Here is a 19107-nt window from a genome sequence, read left to right as displayed (position 1 = left end):
CTCGTGGTCGCGTCCGCGTGTCACGGGCGACCACAAGCGACCCCGGCGGGGTGGTCGAGGCAGCGTCAGGCGCGTGCGGCCCGGCGACGGATGACGAGCGTCACACCGCCCGCGACGAGCAGCGCGAGTGCGCCGAGCGCGGCGAACGCGCCCTCGAACCCGGTCGACGCGAGCCCGCCGGCCGCGCCCGATCCCGAGCCGGCAGAGGCGGCCGTCGCCGCGACGGTCACGCCGAGGCTGGCCACGACCGACCCGTCGGAGCCGACGAGCTCGATCGTGTGCTCGCCGGCGTCCACCTGCGGCACGGTGAACGCGACGGTGAGCGCGCCGTCGACGCCGACCTCGGCCTGCGCCACCTCGACCGGGTCGGAGCGGAACACGACGGTGTACTCGCCGGCCGGGACATCCGACCCGGTCAGCTCGACCTCGTCGCCGACCTCGAGGTCGCCCGACACGTCGATGCCGAGGCTCGGCTCGTTCGGGTTCGGCGCACCGTCGCTGTCGATCGCCGACACGTTGCCCGCGGCATCCGTCGCGCGGAAGCTGACCACCCGCGCGCCCGGCTGCAGCTCGACCGGCTCGGTGTAGGCCTGCCAGTCGGCGTCGTCCCCGACCTCGGTCGACCAGAGCGCGTACTCCAGCGACGCGACGCCCGAGAGCGCGTCGGTCGCGTCGAGCGCGACCGTGCCCGCCTCGTCGTCGACCGTGGCGACGACGACCGGTGCGGTGCCGTCGACCTTGCCCGACCAGTCGGTCGAGGCGACGTTGCCCGAGTCGTCGGTGGCGCGCACCTCGACGGCGAGGTCGCCGTCGGGCAGCGCGATCGGCGCCGAGTACGCCGCCCAGTCGCCAGAACCGATGCGCACCTCGACCGCGGGCGGCGGGGTGAAGTCGTCGGTCGCGGTGGCGGTGAGCGTCGCGCCGCGGTACCAGCCGTTCGCCTGCGCGCCCGCGACCTCGACCTCCACGGTCGGGGCGGTCGTGTCGGCCGGCGGGTACGACACCAGCTGCGGCGAGGCGAACGACCCGACGGCCGGCTCGCCGGCGTCGTTGACGATGCGGTTGATGCCGCCCGTGCCGTTCAGGAACACGCTCGTCATCGACTCGAACCGCACGTCCTTCGACTTCGGCGTCTGGATGCCGCTCTCGACGCGGATGTCCTGCCCGCCGTTGATCGTCTGGTCGAAGAACGAGTACACGCCGAGCCCCTGGGCCAGGTGCGAGGTGACGCCGTCGCCGACGCGGTACGACGCGAACCCGAGCCGGTCGCCGTCCATGTAGGCGGCCTGGGTCGGCGGGTCGTACGGGATCTCGCTCTGGTAGAAGATCGTGCGACCGCCGTCGCCGTTCCAGATCACCTGGTTCTTCTGGTAGTGCTCGACGAACAGGCCGAGCGCGGTGACGTCGTCGCCGTTCACGATCACGCCGTGGTCGCCCGTGTTCGCGTCCCACGCGACACCGTCGCCGTGGTCGGCGCGCCACGCCCAGATGTGGTCCAGCAGCGTGTTCGGGCTGTTCACCTCGATCGACGTGGTCGCCTTGCCGGCCCAGGGGCCGCCCACGCGGATGAACACGTCGGTGAGGGTGGTCGGGTCGGTCGCATCGGCCACGGATGCCCCGCGGGGCCCGACCTGCACGAGCACGTCGGAGTTCTCGAGGCCCGCGTCGACGGTGAGACCCGCGATCTTCACGCCGGCGACGTCGCCGACCTCGATCGCGGCGGTGCCGGCGGTCGGCACGAGCGAGGCGTACCCCAGGCCGAGCACGACGGTGTCGGCGCGGTCGACGTGCAGCGGAGCATCCAGCTCGTAGACGCCGGGGGTGATGAGCAGGTGCTTGCCGCTCGCGAGCGCCGCGTTGAGCTCGGCCGCGGTCGCGCCCTCCTTCGCGATGAAGAAGTCGTCGATCGCGATCGAGTCGCCGGCCGAGGCATCCGTCGACCAGTCGTGGCCGCGCGTGTCGGCCTTCGCCTTCGGCACGAACACCTTGTAGTCGTCGCCGTCGAGGTACAGGAACGGCGATTCGCGGTTGATCGGGGTCTCGTCGACGACGGTCTTGTTGCCGGTGCCGCCGCCCTCGATCGGGCCGAAGTCGTGCGCGGGTGCGCCATCGACGCCCGAGAACACCATGTTCCAGACGCCGCCGTCCCACGTGCCGACGGTCGAGTTGCGGGTGAACCACTGCTGCTGCGAGCCGGTCACGACCGTGCCGTCGACGTTCGAGTTCGCGAGGTATCCGCCCGAGGCGTACTCGCCGACCCGGCCGAACACCGTGAGCGAGCCCTCGATGTTGATGCGGCGCAGGGGCGCGGCCTGCGACACGGCGAACCGCATCTCGTGCGGCGAGGTGATGCCGCTCGGGAACGGCCGGTCGGCGTCGATGCCGACGGGCTGCTGGATCGGGTTGAACGTGAGGTTCGACATGGAGCGCCAGAACCGGGTGAGCGAGCCGGGCTGCTGGCAGTCCCACGGGTTCGGCTCGCACGCGCGCACGGGTTCGACGTGGATCGCCCCGTTGATGCGCACGTCCTCGGGGGAGGCGCCGAGGCCCGAGACCGACTGGTAGTAGCCGAGTTCGGAGTTGATGATGCCGGTCGCGGTCAGCGGGTCGTCCTGACCTGCGGCGGAGCCGTAGGTGCCCGGCTTGAAGAAGAACTGGTGCCGGTTCAGGCTGAACTCCTCCTCGTGCGAGGCGGCCTGCAGGGCGGCGTTGATGTCGACGACCGACCACGTCTCGTCGAAGATCGTGACGTTCGGGCCGAACAGCGAGTCGTCGGCGGCGGCGGGTGCTGCGGCGGTGATGACGGTTCCTCCGAGGGCGAGGGCGGTGATGGCCGCCCCGGCGCCGATGCGGCGGGCGAGGCGGGCGGGCGGATGCTCCGCCCTGATCGGGTGCGTCACAGGTTCTCCTTCGAACGAGGGGCCGGCGGCCGTCGCGCCGCCGGTCTGCCGGTCAGTGCGAGTGGTGCTCGACCCGCGCCGACGGCGGCGCGGACGTGCTCGTCACTGTAGCGGAATGCTTACTTACTTGTCAGTAACATTTCGCGCCACGCACGTCGCGGCGGGCGGCGACTACGCTCGATGGATGCCTCAGACCCACGACGTCGTGATCGTCGGCGGCGGCCACAACGGCCTCACCGCCGCGGCGTACCTCGCCCGCGCCGGCCTCGACGTGCTGCTGCTCGAGCGCGACGACCACCTCGGCGGCGCGGCCGTGTCGGCGCAGGCGTTCGACGGCATCGACGCCCGGCTCAGCCGCTACTCGTACCTCGTCAGCCTGCTGCCGCAGCGCATCATCGACGACCTGGGCCTCGACATCCGGCTCGTGCGCCGACGCTTCTCGTCGTACACGCCCGACCCCCGCGACCCGTCGCGGGGCCTGCTCGTCGACACCGAGGCCGGCCCCGAGGCATCCGCCGCCGCATTCGCGCGCGTGGGCGCCGAGGCCGACGCGACCGCCTGGTCGTCGTTCTACGCCGATACCGCGCGGGTCGCCCGCGCACTCTTCCCCACCCTCACCGCACCGCTGCCCACACGCGACGAGGCGCGCGCGCTCGTCGCCGACGAGCGGGTCTGGAACGCCTTCGTCGAGCGGCCGCTCGGCGAGGCGATCGACGGATGCTTCGTCGACGACCTCGTCCGCGGCGTCGTCGCCACCGACGGCCTGATCGGCACGTTCACCGAACTCGACGACCCGTCGCTCGACGCGAACCGGTGCTTCCTGTACCACGTGATCGGCGGCGGAACCGGCGACTGGGACGTCCCGGTCGGCGGCATGGGCGCGGTCACCGGCGAGCTCGCCCGAGCCGCCCGCGAGGCCGGCACCACGCTCGTCACGAAGGCCGAGGTGCTGGCGATCGGGGCGGGCATCCCCGGCGCGCCGGCGCGCGTGCGGTACCAGCACGAGGGCGTCGAGCACGAGGCATCCGCCCCGACCGTGCTCGCGAACGTCGCGCCCGCCGTGCTCGACCGCCTGCTCGAGGCCGGGTCGGCTCGCCCCGCGACCGGCGCAACCCCCTCAGCCGGTGTCGAGTCCCGCCACGGTACGCCTCCGACCGACCTCGCAGTCCCAGCCGTCGTGCGGGCGCGCATGCGCGAGCTCGCAACGCCCGAGGGCGCGCAGGTGAAGGTGAACCTGCTGCTCACCCGCCTGCCCCGGCTGCGCGACGCGTCGGTGCGGCCCGAGGAGGCGTTCGCCGGCACCTTCCACATCAACGAGCTCGCCTCCCAGCTCGACGCCGCCTACCGCGCCGCCGCCCGCGGAGCCATCCCCGACCCGCTGCCGTGCGAGATCTACTGCCACACGCTCAGCGACCCGACGATCCTCTCCCCCGAGCTCGTCGCGAGCGGCGCGCACACGCTCACCGTCTTCGGCCTGCACGTGCCCGACCGGCTCGTGGAGCGGTTCGGCAACGACGAGCTGCGCTCCCGCCTCGAAGCCGCCGTGCTCGCGTCGCTCGACAGCGTGCTCGCCGAACCGATCCGCGATGTGATCATGACGGCGCCCCCTGAGCCCGCCGAAGGGGCAACGGGCCGCCCCTGCATCGAGGTGAAGACCACGCACGACCTCGAAGCGGCGCTCGCGATGCCCGGCGGCAACATCTTCCACGGGCCGCTGTCGTGGCCGTGGGCGGAGCCCGGCGACGCGCTGGACACGCCGGCCGCACGCTGGGGCGTCGCGACCGCGCACCCGAACGTGCTGCTGTGCGGCTCGGGCGCCGTGCGCGGCGGCGCGGTCAGCGGCATCGGCGGCCACAACGCCGCGATGGCCGTGCTGGAGTCGCGGGGCGCGTAGCTCGGTCGTTGCCCGCGAGACCGCCGGCACGTCACCCGCGTACGGCTCGGGTCGCGCGGCGATAGAGCTGCCGGAGATCGGATCCGGGTTCTCGGAGCCATGCCTGGCCCGCGATGTCGAGGCACGCGATGGCGCTGGCGACGATCGCGGCCGCGGCCGGGTCGAGCGGGTCGCCGCCGGCAGCCTCGAGTCGGCGCTGGATGTTCGGAACCAGCAGCTCCTGCCAGTGCAGGTGCTTCTCGATACTGCGGGCGCGAAGCGACGGAGTCCCGTACATCATCACGGCCACCTTGCGCGCGGCGTCGAGATCGCCGTTCAGGTCGGCGACCTGCCAGAGCGCCTGCTCGAGCGCCTCCCACGGCGGCACCGACAGAGGCACGGCTTCGAGCGACCGCTGCACGAGCACGCCCTGGCTCGCCAGATCGCCGAGCACGATGTCCTCTTTGGTGCCGAAGTAGCGGAAGAACGAACGCCGGGAGATGCCGGCTGCCGCAGAGATCTGATCGATCGTGGTCTGCTCGAACCCCTGCTCGAGGAACAGCTCCATCGCCGTGCGGGTGATCTCGTCGTAGACCGCTCGTCGCGTCCGCGTCCAGAGTCGCTCATCATCCACACGCCGAGCCTACCCTAGATGCCTGATTGACACTCGGTGCCATTGAGGCATACTGTGCAGATCAGCCCATGCGAGGAGGAGTCATGTCGTTCGCTCGAGACCCGCGCGGTCACACCGTCATCGTCACCGGCGCCAGCTCCGGCATCGGCGTCGCCTTCGCGAGGGCGATCGCGAACCGCGGCGCGGGCCTCGTGCTCGTCGCCCGGCGTCGCGAACGCCTGGTCGAACTCGCCGCCGAACTGCGCGCCGCGCACGGCACGGCGGTCACGGTCGTGGCGCTCGATCTGTCGACTGCGGACGCGGCGACGAGCCTGCAGCACGAGCTGGCGGCGGCGGGGGTCACGGCGACCGCGCTGGTCAACAACGCCGGATTCGGCACCTTCGGTCGATTCATCGACGAGGAGCCCGGCCGCCTCGCACAGGAGATCGCGGTCGACATCGTCGCTCCCGTGCAGCTCAGTCGTGCGTTCCTGCCGAGCATCATCGAGGCGCAGGGGTTTCTGGTCAACGTCGCGAGCATGGCGGCGTACACGCCGACGCCGCGCATGGCGGTCTACGGTGCCGCGAAATCGTTCGTGCTCAGCTTCACCGAAGCGCTCTGGGCCGAGACCCGGGGCACCGGGGCAACCGTCTTCGCGCTCTCACCCGGCGCCACGAGCACGGAGTTCAACGCCGTCGTCGGCACCGACGACGCCACCGCCGGCGCCGCGATGCGAACGGCCGAGCAGGTGGTCGCCACGGCGTTGTCGCACCTGGACGCGCGTGATCCCGGCCCCAGCGTCATCGACGGGCGGGCGAACCGGTTCAGCACGCTGGCGGCACGTGTGCTCAGCCGTCGCGCCATCGTCGCGCTCATGCATCGAGTGACCGACCCCGCACGCCGAGCGAGCGAGCGAGCGGCCACGGCCTGAGGCGAGCCGCTCAGAAGACGAAGAGCTGCCCCAGGATCACGATCGCGACGACGAACAGCACGACGATCGCACCCACGATCACGAGCGACCGCGCCGACAGCTTCGCGACGCCGAAGCCGACCAGGAACGGCAGTGCGGCGAGCAGGATGGTGACGATCCACCAGAACGCCTGGTACCCCCCGCTGCCGACCTCCTCGAGCCGCCCGCCGAAGAGCTGCTGCGTGTGCGGGTGCGTCGCGAACGCGAACGCCGCCGACAGCGGCACCGCGATGAGCGCCGCCACGATGAGTCCGGCGAGCGCACCCCAGAGCCCCGACCTGCCCTCGCTCGGATCGAGCGTCGTCTCCTGCTTCGTCCCCTGCCCACCCCTGGAAGTCATGGCACCGACTCTAGCCGCCATCCCCTCTCCCCGATTAGCCTGAACCGCAGGGGATCGACAAGGGGGACGACGATGAACGCCAAGCCGACCGGCCACTACGTCACCAAAGGCGACGAGCTCCGACTCCAGTTCGACCGGCTCTTCCACGCCCCCATCGAGGATGTCTGGTACAGCCTCACGAACCCCACCGCGACCGGCGGATGGATCGGCACCTGGACGGGCAGCCCGTCGACCGGCGGCATCCTGTTCAAGATGACGGCCGAAGACCCCGACGCCGACTGGATGAGCGTGTCGGTGCTCGAGTGCGAGCCGCCGCATCGGTTCCGCCTGCACGTCGGCTCGGGCGACGACACCCGCCGACTGCACTGCCACGTGCGCGAGGCTGCGGGCGGGCTGACGACGCTCGTGTTCCAGGAGCGCGTCATCGACCCGTCGGTGGTCGCCGACATCGGTCCCGGCTGGGACTACTACCTCGACCGCCTCACCGCGTTCCGCGCCGGCCAGCCGATGCCCGAGTGGAACGACTATCTCGCGTTGCAGCGGCACTACCGCGAACTCCCGGTGCCGCGAACGGCCGCCCGGTGAGATCGATCGACCGGCTCCGCCGCCGCGAGCAGATCGAGGATCGCACCTCGATGATCTCGTCTCAGCCGTTCCGCTGGGGGTTCATCGTCACGCTCGGCGTGCTCCTCGCGCTGCTGCTGGCGATCGCGGCGGCGAACCTGCAGAGCGTCATCCTGTCGGTGTTCATCGCCGCCTTCGTCTCGCTCGGGCTCGACCCGCTGATCCGCTGGTTCCAGCGACGCGGGATGAGCCGCGGCGTCGCGATCGTCGTGGTGATCCTGCTGTTCGTGGGCGTGGTGGTGGCGATCATCTGGGTGGTGATCCCGCCGCTGGTCGACCAGATCACCGAGCTGGTCCGCGGGATCCCCGACCTGGTGCAGCGCGCGCAGGACGCGAACTGGTACGACGAGGTCAATGCGGCGACGAACGGCCTGCTCACCGACGTGCTCGCGGGGGTGCAGCAGATCCTCAGCGACCCGAACCTGTGGGCGTCGATCGGCGGCGGCGCACTCGCCTTCGGCGCCTCGGTCATCGGCGCCGTGTCGACCGGCGTGTTCGTGGTGGTGCTGTCGATCTACTTCATCGCGACGCTCGACATGACCAAGCACGCGATCTACCAGCTGGTGAAGGCGTCGCACCGCGAGCAGGTCGTGTCGTACTCCGAGCGCATCATGAACTCGGTCGGCAAGTACCTGAGCGGCATGGTGGTGCTCGCGTTCTTCAACGCGGTCTTCTCGACGCTGCTGCTGACGGTGGTGGGCGTGCCGTTCGCGCTGCTGTTCGGTGTGATCGCCCTGTTCGTCACGCTGATCCCGCTGATCGGAACCGTGCTGACCACGGCGATCATGACGATCTTCTCGCTCTTCGTCTCGCCCACGGCGGCCCTCATCGTGCTGCTCGCGATGCTCGTGTACATGCAGATCGAGGCGTACGTGCTGACGCCGAAGGTGATGGGCAAGGCCGTGCAGGTGCCCGGCACGATCGTGCTGATCTCGGCGCTGGCGGGCGGCACGCTGCTGGGCTTGCTCGGTGCGCTGGTCGCGATCCCGATCTCGGCGGGCATCCTGCTGATCATCCGCGAGATCGTGATCCCCCGGCAGGCGCGCTCGTAGCGCACCTGCCGGGGGCTGGTGGTCGCCGGGGGCTCAGACGACGGATGCCTCGAGCTCGGCCTCGCGCGCGGCGTCCGCGTCGGCGGCGGTCTCCCGGCGCGGTGTGCCGCGGCCCGCGGGCAGGAAGAGCGCGGCGACCAGGCCGACCGCGAGGGCGCCGGCTCCGACGAGCACCGCCGGCACCGCCGCATCCACGTAGCCCGTCGGCGTGAGCTCGCCGCCCGCGCCCGTGAACACCGCGGTGAGCGCCGCGATGCCGAGCGCGACCCCCACCTCGCGGAGCGTCGAGTTCGTGCCCGACGCCTTCGCGTGGTCGGCCTCGGGCATGCCCGCGAGCACGGCGGTCGACATCGGCGCGAACACCAGCCCCATGCCCACCCCGGCGAAGATGAAGGGGGCGACCAGGGTGCCGTACGCGACATCCGGGGCCATGGTGAGGGCGATCCAGACGAGGGCGACGGTCTGCAGCGCGAGCCCCGTCACCATGAGCGCACGGGTTCCGACGCGCGAGGCGAGCGCACCCGCGAGCGGTGCGACGACCATGGGCGCGAGCGTCCACGGCATCGTCTGCACGCCGGCCTCCAGCGGCGTCGCACCCTGCACCACCTGCAGGAACTGGATCAGGATGAACACCGCGCCGAACATGCCGAAGCTGAACGCGAGGCCCACGACGTTGGCGGCCGAGAACCCGCGGTCGCGGAAGAGTCGGAGCGGCAGCAGCGGGGCCGCCGCGCGCTGCTCCCACCCGACGAATGCGACGAGCAGCACGGCGCCGGCGATCAGCGAGCCGAGCACCTCGGCCGAGTCCCAGCCGGCGTCGTTGCCGCGGACGATGCCGAACACGAGCCCGAGCACGCCGAGACCCGCGAGCAGCACCCCGGGCACGTCGATGCGCAGGCGCGCGCCGAGCGAGTTGGGCAGCGCGGCGAGGGCGAGCGGAATCGCGATGACGCCGATCGGCACGTTGAGCCAGAAGATCGCCTGCCAGTTCCAGCCTTCGACGACGGCGCCGCCGATGAGCGGGCCGAGCGCGACGCCGAGGCCCGCGACGCCGCCCCAGATGCCGATCGCGGCCGGGCGCAGTCGCGCCGGCACCGAGCCGGCGAGCAGGGTGAGCGAGAGCGGCATGATGCCGGCCGCGCCGACCCCCTGCACGGCGCGGGCTGCGATGACCATCCACGGTTCGGTGCTGAGTGCGACGAGTGCGCTCGCGGCGGTGAACACGCCGATGCCGGCGAGGAAGACGGTGCGCCGCCCGATGCGGTCGCCGAGCGCGGCGGCGGCCAGGATGAGGGCGGCGAACGAGAGGGTGAACGCGTTCACGAACCACTGCAGTTCCTCGATCGAGGCGTCGAGGTCGACGCGCATCACGGGCAGTGCGTTGGTGATGACGAGGTTGTCCAGCGTCGCCATGAACATCGGCAGGGATGCCGCGACGATGGCGAGCCAGAGCGGCACGCGGCGGGCGGTCGTGGTGGACATATCGGTTCCTCCGGATCGGGCGAATGAGCTTGTGGTAATCGACTGATTACTTACCAGAGCCGAATGTAGTAATCGACTGATAACATGTCAAGCGTGAGCACCAGAACCGATCGCATCCCCGCAACGGAGCGGCGCGAACTGATCCTCGAGGCCGCCACCCGCGTGTTCGGCGAACTCGGCTACTCAGGCGCCACGACCGACCGGGTCGCGCGCGCCGCCGGCATCAGCCAGCCCTACGTCGTGCGCATGTTCGGCACCAAGGAGCAGCTCTTCGTCGAGGTGCTCGAGCGCACCTGCGACCGCATCATCGGCGCGTTCGACGAGGCGCTCGCCGCAGACGACGGCCGTGAGATCCAGGCCCGTCTCGGCGAGGCGTACGTCTCGCTCGTCGAAACCGATCGCGGCATCCTGCTCGCACTCATGCAGGGCTTCATCCTCGGCCACGACACCGGCATCGGCCCGGTCGCACGCCGCGGATTCATGCGGATCTACGATCGCCTCCGCGTCGTCCTCGACCCCGACGAAGCGATGCGATTCATGGCGCAGGGCATGCTCATCAACACGCTCATCGCATCCGGGCTCATCCGTCGCGTGCACGACGACGCGAACGTCGACGAGCTGCTGGCGTGCGCGTTCGGCGCCAAGCTCGACATCGTGCTCGAGGGGCTCGCGCGCGAGGAGTGACGGGCTCGACCCGCCGGCGCGCCCGTGGTCGGTTCCAGACCGACGGCGCGCCCGTGGTCAGTTCCAGACCGACGGCGCCGCCGCCCGCGTGGCCGGCAGCGCGACATCCTCACCCCAGCGGTGGATCCACTCGGGCAGCTCCTGACCCGACGGGTCGGTGCCGAACGCCTCGATGAGCTCGGGCACCGGCACGGTGCCGCCCGACCGACGCAGGAACCGACCGCGGATGAACCCCTGCGCGTAGATCTCGGGTTCGCCGTCCGGGCCCGGCCGCACGAACCGCTGCTCGACGTACACCGACTTCTCGTCGAAGCCGATCACCCTCGACTGGATCGTGAACCGCTGCCACGGGTTCAGCGACTTGCGGAACGTGATCGTCTCGCTCGCGACGACCGGGTACCAGCCCTTGCGCAGCATGGTCTTCCAGATGCCGTTGCGCACCAGCATGTCGAACCGCGCGACATCCATGATCGAGAAGTACACGCCGTTGTTCATGTGCCGGTTGATGTCGAGATCGGTCGGCAGCACGATGAACCGGGTCTCCGCGACATCCCAATGACCGAGGTCGGGTTTGCGGCGCGAGAGGAACAGCACGTGGAGCAGGGTGCGGAAGAGCATGTGCATAGTTCACGAGGGTACGAGGCATCCGATGTTCGGAGCGTCCCGTTGTCGCAGGGTGACAAGCCCACCGGCGGATGTCTCGCGCCCTCCTTGTACGGAAGCGCCGAACCGCGCGCTACTCGACGGGCTCGCGGGCCGGCACGTCGCGCTGGTCGACGCCGTTGTAGACCGACAGCGGGCGGATCAGCGCGTTCGCCGCGCGCTGCTCCATGATGTGCGCGGTCCACCCGACGACGCGCGACGCGACGAACAGGGGCGTGAACAGCTCGGTGTCGAACCCGATCAGGTGGTACGCGGGGCCCGACGGGTAGTCGAGGTTCGGGTGGATGCCCTTGCGCGCCGTGAACTCGTCGGCGAGCGCGTTGTACAGGTCGAGGATGTCAGGACGCCCGTAGTAGCCGACCAGACTGTCGAGCGCCGTCTTCATGGTCGGCACGCGCGAGTCGCCGTGCTTGTACACGCGGTGGCCGAAACCCATGATCTTGCGCTTCTGCGCGAGCGCCTCGTCGAGCCAGGCGGTGACGTTCGACGCCTCGCCGATCTCGTCGAACGTGTGCATGACCGCCTCGTTCGCGCCGCCGTGCAGCGGACCCTTGAGCGCGGCGATCGCGCCGACGACCGCCGAGTGCAGGTCGCTGAGCGTCGACGTGATGACCCGCGCGGTGAACGTCGACGCGTTGAACGAGTGCTCGGCGTACAGGATCATCGACACGTCGAACGCGTCGACCACCGGCAGCTCGGGCACCTCGTCGAACGTCATGAACAGGAAGTTCGCCGAGTAGCCGAGGTCGTCGCGCGGCTCGACGAGGTCGAGCCCTCGGCGGCGGCGCTGGTCGTACGCGACCACCGCCGGGATGGCGGCGAACAGCCGCTTCGCCTTGCGCAGCTCGGCGTCGGGCGAGTCGTCCGCGGTCTCGTCGTCGCGGGCGCCCATCACGCTGACCGCGCTGCGCACGACGTCCATCGGGTGCGCGGTCGTCGGCAGTTCGTCGATGATGCGCTTGAGCACCGGGTCGAGATGCCGGTTGGCGCGCTCGAACTGCTCGAACGCGGCGAGCTCCCGGTCGGTCGGCAGCTCGCCGTGCCAGAGCAGGTACGCGACCTCTTCGAAGGTGACGGATGCCGCGAGGTCCTGCACGGGGTAGCCGCGGTACAGCAGCGAGTTCGTCTCGGGGTTGACCTTCGAGACGGCGGTGTAGTCGACCGGAACCCCGGCCAGTCCCTTGTAGATCTCCTGGTCGGCCATGCATGCTCCTCGTGGGATCGGCGGGGCGCCGCTTCGCGCCGGGTTTCCAGCCTAAACCCCGGCCGCACGTCGACTCCCCGTTCGCGCAGAGCCCACCATCGCAACCCCGGCGATCAGCACGACCGCGGCAGCCAGCACCCCGTAGACCGGCCAGTCGAACGTCGGCGAGAAGCCGCCGAGCATGCCGTACGCGACGCCCACGAGCGCGGGCACGACCGACAGCGTGCCGATCACCACGGCAGTGACCATGACGAACCCCGACTCGATCGCGATCATCCGGGTCAGCTGGCGACGGGTGGCCCCGATGCGTCGCAGGAGCGCGAACTCCGCCCTGCGTGCGCCCGTGAGCATGACGAGCGTGTTCGCGGCGGCGATGGCGACGAAGAAGACGAGCACGAAGAGCAGAATCGCCGACAGCTGCTGCTGCGATGCCGCACCCGCCACCATCCCGTCGACGTACTCGTCGACGGATGCCGTCTGCAATCCCAGGGAGCTCAGATCCGCCGACCCCTGCGCGAGCAGCAGGTCGGCGACCGCCGGCCGGCTCTGCTCGGGCAGCGACGACTCGTCGATGAGGTACTCGCCGAAGCCGAGGCCCCGGTCGTACACCGCGACGATCGTCGCGGACAGCTCCGTCGATCGGTCGAACCGCAGGTCGACCGTGTCGCCGACGCCCTTGCCCGTGCCGAAGAGACTCTCGCTGCTCACAGCGATCGTGGCCGCACGGGTGAGCGCGTCGAGCGAGCCGGCGGTCACCTCCGCGTCGATCAGCCCCGCGGTGCTGCCGCTCACGGCGTGCACGCCGGTCTGCTCCCACACACTGCCGCCGGGATCCTCGTCGCCGTCGGTCTTGACCTCCGCGGCCACCGTCGAGCTGCGCACGACCGCGGCGATCCCCGGAGTGGATGCGACGGCCGCCGTCTGCTCGGCCGTCACGCCGTCGGGCGAGGTGATGATGACATCCGACCCCAATCCGGCACGCAACTGCACGCCGGCCGCTTCGACCACGCCCGCGTTGACGCCGGTCTGCACCGTGCCGAGCGCGAGGAAGAGGGCGAGCGGGATGATCGCCGCCGTGAGACGTCGTGAGAATCCTCGGCTGTTCACGAGAGCGAGCCTGACGGCCGCGTTGCTCGACGAGCGCGTTGCGTGCGCGGCCCGACTCGCGACCGCGCCGACGATCGCCGGCCCGGCCAGCGCAGCGGCGCTGATGAGCAGGAAGGCCGAGGTCGCCCCAGCTGCGCTGCCCATCGTGCCCGGCACGATGAACGGCGTGCCCGCGACGAGGATGCCCGAGACCAGGAGTGCGACGGCGGTGGCCCGCCGGGCGCCCGAGAGGTGCGCCGACTCCGCAGCGGCACCCTGCACGGCGGCGGTCGGGCTGACCTTCGTGACCTTGCGGGCGGCGAGCCGCGAGGCGAGCAGCGCGGTCGGGAGCAGCAGGATCAGCGCGCCGATCACGGGCAGCGGCGTGATCGTGAGTGCGAGCCCTGCGGGCACGATGCCGCCGGAGACGAGCACGGGCGTGAGCAGTTCGGCTGCGAACAGCCCGGGGACGGCTCCCAGCGGCGCCGCGAGCGCGAACACGATGACGACCTCCGCCGTCACCATCGAGCGCACCTGTGCGGTGGTGGCTCCGACGGCGCGCAGCAGGGCGAACTGCGCGTGTCGCTGGCGCAGCGCCGCGGCGAAGGTCGAGGCGACGACGAGCACGACCACGAGGATCGCGGTGCCCGCGAACGACGCAGCGACCGTGGTCAGCATCGGCGCGTCGCCCCGAAGGCCGGTCTCCATGAGCACCCCGTTCGCCGCGAGCAGCGCCGCGGCCGAGACGACGATGAGGAAGCTGCCGACGAACCCGGAGCGGTACGCGCGAACGGCTGAACGAGCGAAGGACCACATGGCGTCACCTTCCCAACTCGACGAGGCGGGCGGCGATCTGGCCGCTGGTCGGCGCGACGAGCTCGCCGGCCAGTCGTCCGTCCGCGAGGAAGAGCACCTCATCCGCGGTGGCCGCGACGTGCGGATCGTGGGTGACGAGCACGAGCGTCTGCGCGAACCGCTTGGCGGTGCCGCGCAGCACGTCGAGGACCTGATCGCCCGTGCGGCGGTCGAGGGCGCCGGTCGGCTCGTCGGCGAAGACGACGGTCGGTCGCGTGATGAGGGCGCGGGCGATGGCGACGCGCTGAGCCTGGCCACCCGACAGCTCGCTCGGCAACCGGTCGGTCTTGCCCGTGAGCCCGACGCTGTCGATGAGGGCCTGCTGCCACTGGTCGTCGGGGCGTCGCCCGTCGAGCAGCATCGGCAGCTGGATGTTCTCGCCGACGGTCAGGTGCCCGATGAGGTTGTACGACTGGAAGACGAACCCGATGCTGCGCCGACGGAACCGGGTGACGGCATCCGGCGAGAGCTCGGTGAGGTCGGTGTCCCCGATGATCACCCGGCCGCTCGTCGGGGTGTCGAGCCCTGCGGCGAGGTTGAGGAACGTCGACTTGCCGGAGCCTGAGGGGCCCATGATCGCGGTGAACGCACCCGGTCGAACGGCGAGCGAGACGCCCTGCAGCGCGGCGACCGGCTCCGGTCCGTTCGGGTACGTCTTGGTGAGGTGCACCAGGCGCACGGCGGAATCGACCCGCGGCGGGCTGGCATTCGTGGTCGAGATCATGAGCCGACCTTTCTGTGAGGGGAGGGGAATCCTTCCTCACTCGACGGTAGGCACACCGCTCGACCCGCTCTACGCGCCTTCGGGTGAGCTTTCAACCTTGCGTCTTTCGACGCAGAACTGCTCCCTTCGACGCCATTCGCGGAGTTCGATCCCTCTGCGCTCGAAGCGCGCGCCGCCCGTTTCTAGCGTCGGAACGTGGCCGACTCGCGCCACCGGCAACCGAGGAGAGGAACGAGCTCATGACTGCGATCGACCACGTGCGAACCGGCGCGACAGAACCGGTGCGAAGGGGAATCCGGGGCCTCATCAGCCGGCATCCGCTGCTCAGCTTCTTCGTGCTCACGAACGCGCTCAGCTGGATCGCCTGGACCCCGTACATCCTGTCGAACCAGGGGCTGGGCGTCTGGGACTTCACGTTCCCGGGCATCCTCGGCATGCTGCCCGGCGCCTACCTCGGACCGATCACGTCGGCACTCATCGTGACCGCCGTCGCGGACGGGTCGGCCGGGCTGCGCGCGTGGATCGCACGTCTCTGGAAGTGGCGAGTGGCCTGGCACTGGTACGCGATCACGCTGCTCGGCGTCCCCGCGGCGATCATCCTGACCGGCTTCGCGTTCTCGGGCGGTCAGATCCTCGCCCCGTCGGTGACCGCGGTCGCGGTCTACGTTCCGTTGCTGTTGATCCAGATGCTCACCACGGGTCTCGCCGAAGAGCCGGGATGGCGCGACTTCGCGCTGCCTCGACTGCAGCGCCGGTTCGGGCCGATGGGCGCGTCGTGGGTGCTCGGGCCGCTGTGGGCACTGTGGCACCTGCCGCTCTTCTTCACCGAATGGGGCGGATGGCCGAATGCCGACTGGACTCGTCCGGCCACGTTCATCGTGTTCTGCATCGCCTTCAACTTCGTGATGTCGTGGATCTTCAACAGCACCGGACAGAGCCTGCCGCTCTCGATGCTCGCGCATGTGAGCGTCAACACGTTCGTCTCCGCGGTCTGGAGCGACATGTTCCCGACCCTCTCCGAGAGCATGACCTCGTGGGCGCTCGCCGTCGGCGGCAGCCTCGCCGCGGTCCTCATCATCGCGCTCACCCGCGGTCGACTCGGCTACCGCCCCGAGCCCCAGCTACCGCGCGTCGGGCAGGTCGACGAATCGGTTCTGGTACGCCCACACGACCGCCTGCAGGCGTGATCGCACCCCGATCTTCGGCAGCATGCGGGCCAGGTGCGACTTCACCGTCGACACCTCGATGACCAGGGCGCGGGCGATCTCGTCGTTCGACATGCCCTGGGCGAGCAATTGCAGGATCTCCTGTTCCCGGCCGGTGAGCACCTCGCTTCGATGCGAGGCGCTCACCGGCTGCAGGCTTCTGCGGCGCACGAATTCGCCGAGGATGCGTCGAGTCAGCGACTGGTCGATGGTGCCGTTGCCCGCAGCGACGTGACGAATGGCCGCAGTGATCGTCTCGGGTTCGGCGTCCTTCAGCAGGAACCCCGAGACGCCGGCCTCGAGGGCGCTGAACACGTAGTCGTCGAGGTCGAACGTGGTGAGCACGAGCACCGGGATGGGCGCCTCGACGTCGGGTCCGCAGAGCTCCCGGGCGACGGCGATGCCGTCGAGACCCGGCATGCGGATGTCGAGGCACACGACATCGGGACGCAGTTCGCGGGCCATCGCGAGCGCGGCCACCCCGTCGCCCGCCTCGCCGACCACTTCGAGATCGGGCTCCAGGTTCACCAGCGCGGTCAGCCCGGCGCGCACGAGGGGCTGGTCATCGGCGACGAGTACACGGATCATGCGGGCCCCTCGGTCACGTCTTCGAGTATCGCTTCCCGACGCAGGGTGAGGCGCACCTGCCAGCCACCGCCCGGCGTGGCGCCGTAGTGCAGTTCGGCGTCGACGAGGTCGGCGCGCTCGCGCATGCCGACGAGGCCGAATCCGCCGCCCGGCCCCGGATCTGGCGCGTGGGAACCATCGTTCTCCACGAGCACCATGAGGCGATCGGGTCGGCGATCATCGATCTCGACCACGCAATGTGCACCCGGCGCGTGCACGGCCGCGTTGGCCAGCGACTCCTGCACCATGCGATACGCCACGAGCTGGGCGAGGGGGCCGACGCCGGCGCCGAGATCGTGCTCGGTGACGGCATCGTGCTCTGCCGTGTGCAGCACGAACTCCACCTCGATGCCCGTGGTGCGACGAAGCTCGACGAGCTCGCGCACCGCGGCCAGGGTCTCGACCGATCGGGTGCCTCCGGGCTCGTCGCGAAGCAGCCCGATGACCCGCCGCAGGTCGTCGAGCGCTCGGGTGCTCTGGGCGCGCACCTGCTGCGCGGCGAGCTTGGCCGCTTCGGGGTCGACGTCGACCTGGCGCGAGATCGCCGCGGCCGACAGCGCGATGCCCGACATGTGGTGGGCGGCGATGTCGTGCAGCTCACGCGACATGGCGACCCGTTCACGCGAGACGGCCGCCTCGACGAGTGCCTCGCGTTCGCGCGCGAGCGCGTCGCGTTCCCGGGCGAGCGCCTGCACCTCGTGCTCCCGGGCGATCCGCGCAGCCCGCTGCGCCCGGAGGAACAGCCCGATGACCACGCCGATCGCCACCGCGACGAGGCCCTGCAGCAATGCGCCGCTCGTCGCGATCATCGACGCGGGATCGGGTACGGCGCCGCTGCGCACCTCATTGCCCCACTGCGCCACGGCGACGAGCAGGCCGGCTACCGGCACGACGACCGCCGACCGACCCAGCGGCAGCAGCATGACCGCCCAGGCGACGGCGACGACGACGGCGGCGGTGGTCAGGCTGAACGTGGCACCGGGAACCACGAGCGCGTGGATCACCGGCACGAGCGCCACGAGGAGCAGCACCGCACGCGGGAACCGTCGCACCCACAGCATCGCGCCGGCCTGTGCGAGCCCGAGCACGACGACCGCCCACCACCCGGGCTGAGCGGGCGTCACCGTGGACGGGTCGTCGCTCCCGGCCTCGGCCGCGGCGAGCAGCGGCAGCGCGAGCGCACCGAACAGCACGAACGCGGCCGTGGCGCACGCCGTCACCACCTCCGCCCTGCCGGGCCAGGTCGAGCGAAGAGGTGTCGCGCCCATCACCACGCGGCTCAGCGTGCGATCGTGAAGTTGTAGATGTCGGTGTCGAAGTGGTTGTAGCCGGGGTAGTCGACGAGGTCGTAGAGCTCGGCGCGGTGCTGCATCTGGTCGAGCTTCGTTTGCAGCGAGCCGGCGGTGGAGAGTTCGTCGAGTCCGCGCATCGCGGAGCCCATCGCGAGGCGCAGCAGCGAGACCGGCCAGATCACCAGGTTCATGCCCACATCGCGCAACTGGTCGACGGTGAACAGGTCGCTCTTGCCGAACTCGGTCATGTTCGCCAGCAACGGCACGTCCACCGCGTTGCGGACCGCTTCGAACTCGGCCAGGGTCGCCATCGCCTCGGGGAAGATCGCGTCCGCACCCGCATCCACCAGCGCCTTCGCACGGTCGATCGCCGCATCCAACCCCTCGACCGCACGGATATCGGTACGCGCCATGATCAGAAAGTCCTCATCCCGGCGCGCGTCGACCGCGGCCGCGATGCGCTGCAGCGCGGTGTGCTGGTCCACGACCTGCTTCCCGTCCAGGTGCCCGCACCGCTTCGGATTCACCTGATCCTCGATATGCAGGCCGGCCAGGCCCGCGTCCTCGAGCTCCTGCACGGTGCGGGCCACGTTCATCGGCTCACCGAACCCGGTATCCGCATCGATGATCGCCGGCAACTCCGTCATCCGTGCGATCTGCCGACCCCGCCCCGCGACCTCGCTGAGCGTGGTCAACCCGATATCGGGCAACCCGAGATCGGCCGCGAGCACCGCACCCGAGACGTACACCCCCTCGAACCCGCGCTGCTCGATCAACCGCGCCGACAACGGGTTGAACGCACCCGGGAACCGCAACAACTCCCCCGACCGGAGTCGCTCACGAAACGCACGCCGCTTCTCATGCGCCGGAGTCTTCGCATACAACATCAGAGGTACCTCCCGATGGTCTCGA

General features: G+C 70.5%; 17 protein-coding genes. 6 read left to right on the top strand and 11 right to left on the bottom strand.

Annotation, left to right across the window (positions count from 1 at the left end; all coding sequences use genetic code 11):
* Positions 1-65: 65 nt before the first annotated feature.
* Complete coding sequence (locus MTO99_RS15760; protein WP_243554741.1) at positions 66-2900, bottom strand: pectate lyase-like domain-containing protein; 2835 nt, start codon at positions 2898-2900, stop codon at positions 66-68.
* A gap of 184 nt (positions 2901-3084) precedes the next feature.
* Between MTO99_RS15760 and MTO99_RS15755 the strand changes: the two genes are divergently transcribed.
* On the top strand, positions 3085-4794 hold the full coding sequence (locus tag MTO99_RS15755; RefSeq protein ID WP_243554740.1) for a phytoene desaturase family protein: 1710 nt from the start codon (positions 3085-3087) through the stop codon (positions 4792-4794).
* 31 nt (positions 4795-4825) lie between these two features.
* On the opposite strand, the gene MTO99_RS15750 is transcribed toward MTO99_RS15755, so the two are convergent.
* Positions 4826-5407 (bottom strand): TetR/AcrR family transcriptional regulator, encoded by a 582-nt coding sequence (locus MTO99_RS15750; RefSeq protein ID WP_243554738.1) that lies wholly within the window; start codon positions 5405-5407, stop codon positions 4826-4828.
* An 83-nt stretch (positions 5408-5490) separates the two neighbouring features.
* Here MTO99_RS15750 and MTO99_RS15745 point away from each other — a divergent pair, with 83 nt between their 5' ends.
* A complete protein-coding gene (locus MTO99_RS15745) occupies positions 5491-6318 on the top strand; it encodes an SDR family NAD(P)-dependent oxidoreductase (protein ID WP_243554736.1) in 828 nt (275 codons plus the stop codon).
* A 10-nt stretch (positions 6319-6328) separates the two neighbouring features.
* On the opposite strand, the gene MTO99_RS15740 is transcribed toward MTO99_RS15745, so the two are convergent.
* Entirely contained in the window at positions 6329-6697 is a 369-nt protein-coding gene (locus tag MTO99_RS15740; protein WP_243554734.1) for a hypothetical protein, read from the bottom strand.
* A gap of 72 nt (positions 6698-6769) precedes the next feature.
* Between MTO99_RS15740 and MTO99_RS15735 the strand changes: the two genes are divergently transcribed.
* Positions 6770-7282, top strand: coding sequence for an SRPBCC domain-containing protein (locus MTO99_RS15735; RefSeq protein ID WP_243554732.1), 513 nt, complete (start codon positions 6770-6772; stop codon positions 7280-7282).
* Positions 7279-8373, top strand: coding sequence for an AI-2E family transporter (locus tag MTO99_RS15730; RefSeq protein WP_243554730.1), 1095 nt, complete (start codon positions 7279-7281; stop codon positions 8371-8373). The genes MTO99_RS15735 and MTO99_RS15730 overlap by 4 nt, the downstream gene beginning before the upstream one ends.
* Before the next feature lie 33 nt (positions 8374-8406).
* On the opposite strand, the gene MTO99_RS15725 is transcribed toward MTO99_RS15730, so the two are convergent.
* Complete coding sequence (locus MTO99_RS15725; protein ID WP_243554729.1) at positions 8407-9855, bottom strand: DHA2 family efflux MFS transporter permease subunit; 1449 nt, start codon at positions 9853-9855, stop codon at positions 8407-8409.
* A 93-nt stretch (positions 9856-9948) separates the two neighbouring features.
* Here MTO99_RS15725 and MTO99_RS15720 point away from each other — a divergent pair, with 93 nt between their 5' ends.
* Positions 9949-10539 carry a TetR/AcrR family transcriptional regulator gene (locus tag MTO99_RS15720; protein WP_243554727.1) on the top strand — a complete coding sequence of 197 codons (591 nt, stop codon included), beginning with the start codon at positions 9949-9951 and terminating at the stop codon, positions 10537-10539.
* Between the two features lie 57 nt (positions 10540-10596).
* Here the strand turns inward: MTO99_RS15720 and MTO99_RS15715 are convergent, their stop codons facing one another.
* The 4 genes from MTO99_RS15715 to MTO99_RS15700 form a co-directional block, all read right to left on the bottom strand.
* Entirely contained in the window at positions 10597-11163 is a 567-nt protein-coding gene (locus MTO99_RS15715) for an acyl-CoA thioesterase (protein ID WP_243554725.1), read from the bottom strand.
* 112 nt (positions 11164-11275) lie between these two features.
* Entirely contained in the window at positions 11276-12406 is a 1131-nt protein-coding gene (locus MTO99_RS15710) for a bifunctional 2-methylcitrate synthase/citrate synthase (protein ID WP_243554723.1), read from the bottom strand.
* A 51-nt stretch (positions 12407-12457) separates the two neighbouring features.
* Positions 12458-14308 carry an FtsX-like permease family protein gene (locus MTO99_RS15705; protein WP_243554721.1) on the bottom strand — a complete coding sequence of 617 codons (1851 nt, stop codon included), beginning with the start codon at positions 14306-14308 and terminating at the stop codon, positions 12458-12460.
* Positions 14309-14312: 4 nt separating this feature from the next.
* Positions 14313-15071 (bottom strand): ABC transporter ATP-binding protein, encoded by a 759-nt coding sequence (locus tag MTO99_RS15700; protein WP_243554719.1) that lies wholly within the window; start codon positions 15069-15071, stop codon positions 14313-14315.
* Between the two features lie 239 nt (positions 15072-15310).
* Between MTO99_RS15700 and MTO99_RS15695 the strand changes: the two genes are divergently transcribed.
* Positions 15311-16258 carry a type II CAAX endopeptidase family protein gene (locus tag MTO99_RS15695; RefSeq protein ID WP_243554717.1) on the top strand — a complete coding sequence of 316 codons (948 nt, stop codon included), beginning with the start codon at positions 15311-15313 and terminating at the stop codon, positions 16256-16258.
* Here the strand turns inward: MTO99_RS15695 and MTO99_RS15690 are convergent.
* Genes MTO99_RS15690 through prpB form a run of 3 tightly spaced genes read right to left on the bottom strand, consistent with a single transcriptional unit; the run spans position 16193 to position 19082 of the window.
* Positions 16193-16864 (bottom strand): response regulator, encoded by a 672-nt coding sequence (locus tag MTO99_RS15690; RefSeq protein ID WP_243554716.1) that lies wholly within the window; start codon positions 16862-16864, stop codon positions 16193-16195. The two genes, MTO99_RS15695 and MTO99_RS15690, sit on opposite strands and share 66 nt — an antisense overlap.
* Positions 16861-18123 (bottom strand): sensor histidine kinase, encoded by a 1263-nt coding sequence (locus MTO99_RS15685; protein ID WP_243554714.1) that lies wholly within the window; start codon positions 18121-18123, stop codon positions 16861-16863. The genes MTO99_RS15690 and MTO99_RS15685 overlap by 4 nt, the downstream gene beginning before the upstream one ends.
* A 59-nt stretch (positions 18124-18182) precedes the next feature.
* Positions 18183-19082 carry a methylisocitrate lyase gene (gene prpB / locus MTO99_RS15680; protein ID WP_243554712.1) on the bottom strand — a complete coding sequence of 300 codons (900 nt, stop codon included), beginning with the start codon at positions 19080-19082 and terminating at the stop codon, positions 18183-18185.
* Between the last annotated feature and the right edge of the window lie 25 nt (positions 19083-19107).

It is taken from the genome of Agromyces larvae (genome assembly GCF_022811705.1).
In the GTDB taxonomy this organism is placed as follows: domain Bacteria; phylum Actinomycetota; class Actinomycetes; order Actinomycetales; family Microbacteriaceae; genus Agromyces; species Agromyces larvae.
Note: the sequence above shows the minus strand (reverse complement) of the source record. Positions and strands in the feature narration are given on the sequence as shown.

Excerpts from the sequence above, each read along its gene's own strand:
- MTO99_RS15700 (WP_243554719.1), bottom strand. The coding sequence starts at position 15,071 with ATGATCTCGACCACGAATGCCAGCCCGCCGCGGGTCGATTCCGCCGTG.
- MTO99_RS15690 (WP_243554716.1), bottom strand. The coding sequence starts at position 16,864 with ATGATCCGTGTACTCGTCGCCGATGACCAGCCCCTCGTGCGCGCCGGG.
- prpB (WP_243554712.1), bottom strand. The coding sequence starts at position 19,082 with ATGTTGTATGCGAAGACTCCGGCGCATGAGAAGCGGCGTGCGTTTCGT.
- MTO99_RS15745 (WP_243554736.1), top strand. The coding sequence starts at position 5,491 with ATGTCGTTCGCTCGAGACCCGCGCGGTCACACCGTCATCGTCACCGGC.
- MTO99_RS15715 (WP_243554725.1), bottom strand. The coding sequence starts at position 11,163 with ATGCACATGCTCTTCCGCACCCTGCTCCACGTGCTGTTCCTCTCGCGC.
- MTO99_RS15740 (WP_243554734.1), bottom strand. The coding sequence starts at position 6,697 with ATGACTTCCAGGGGTGGGCAGGGGACGAAGCAGGAGACGACGCTCGAT.
- MTO99_RS15735 (WP_243554732.1), top strand. The coding sequence starts at position 6,770 with ATGAACGCCAAGCCGACCGGCCACTACGTCACCAAAGGCGACGAGCTC.
- MTO99_RS15725 (WP_243554729.1), bottom strand. The coding sequence starts at position 9,855 with ATGTCCACCACGACCGCCCGCCGCGTGCCGCTCTGGCTCGCCATCGTC.
- MTO99_RS15755 (WP_243554740.1), top strand. The coding sequence starts at position 3,085 with ATGCCTCAGACCCACGACGTCGTGATCGTCGGCGGCGGCCACAACGGC.
- MTO99_RS15695 (WP_243554717.1), top strand. The coding sequence starts at position 15,311 with ATGACTGCGATCGACCACGTGCGAACCGGCGCGACAGAACCGGTGCGA.
- MTO99_RS15705 (WP_243554721.1), bottom strand. The coding sequence starts at position 14,308 with ATGTGGTCCTTCGCTCGTTCAGCCGTTCGCGCGTACCGCTCCGGGTTC.
- MTO99_RS15710 (WP_243554723.1), bottom strand. The coding sequence starts at position 12,406 with ATGGCCGACCAGGAGATCTACAAGGGACTGGCCGGGGTTCCGGTCGAC.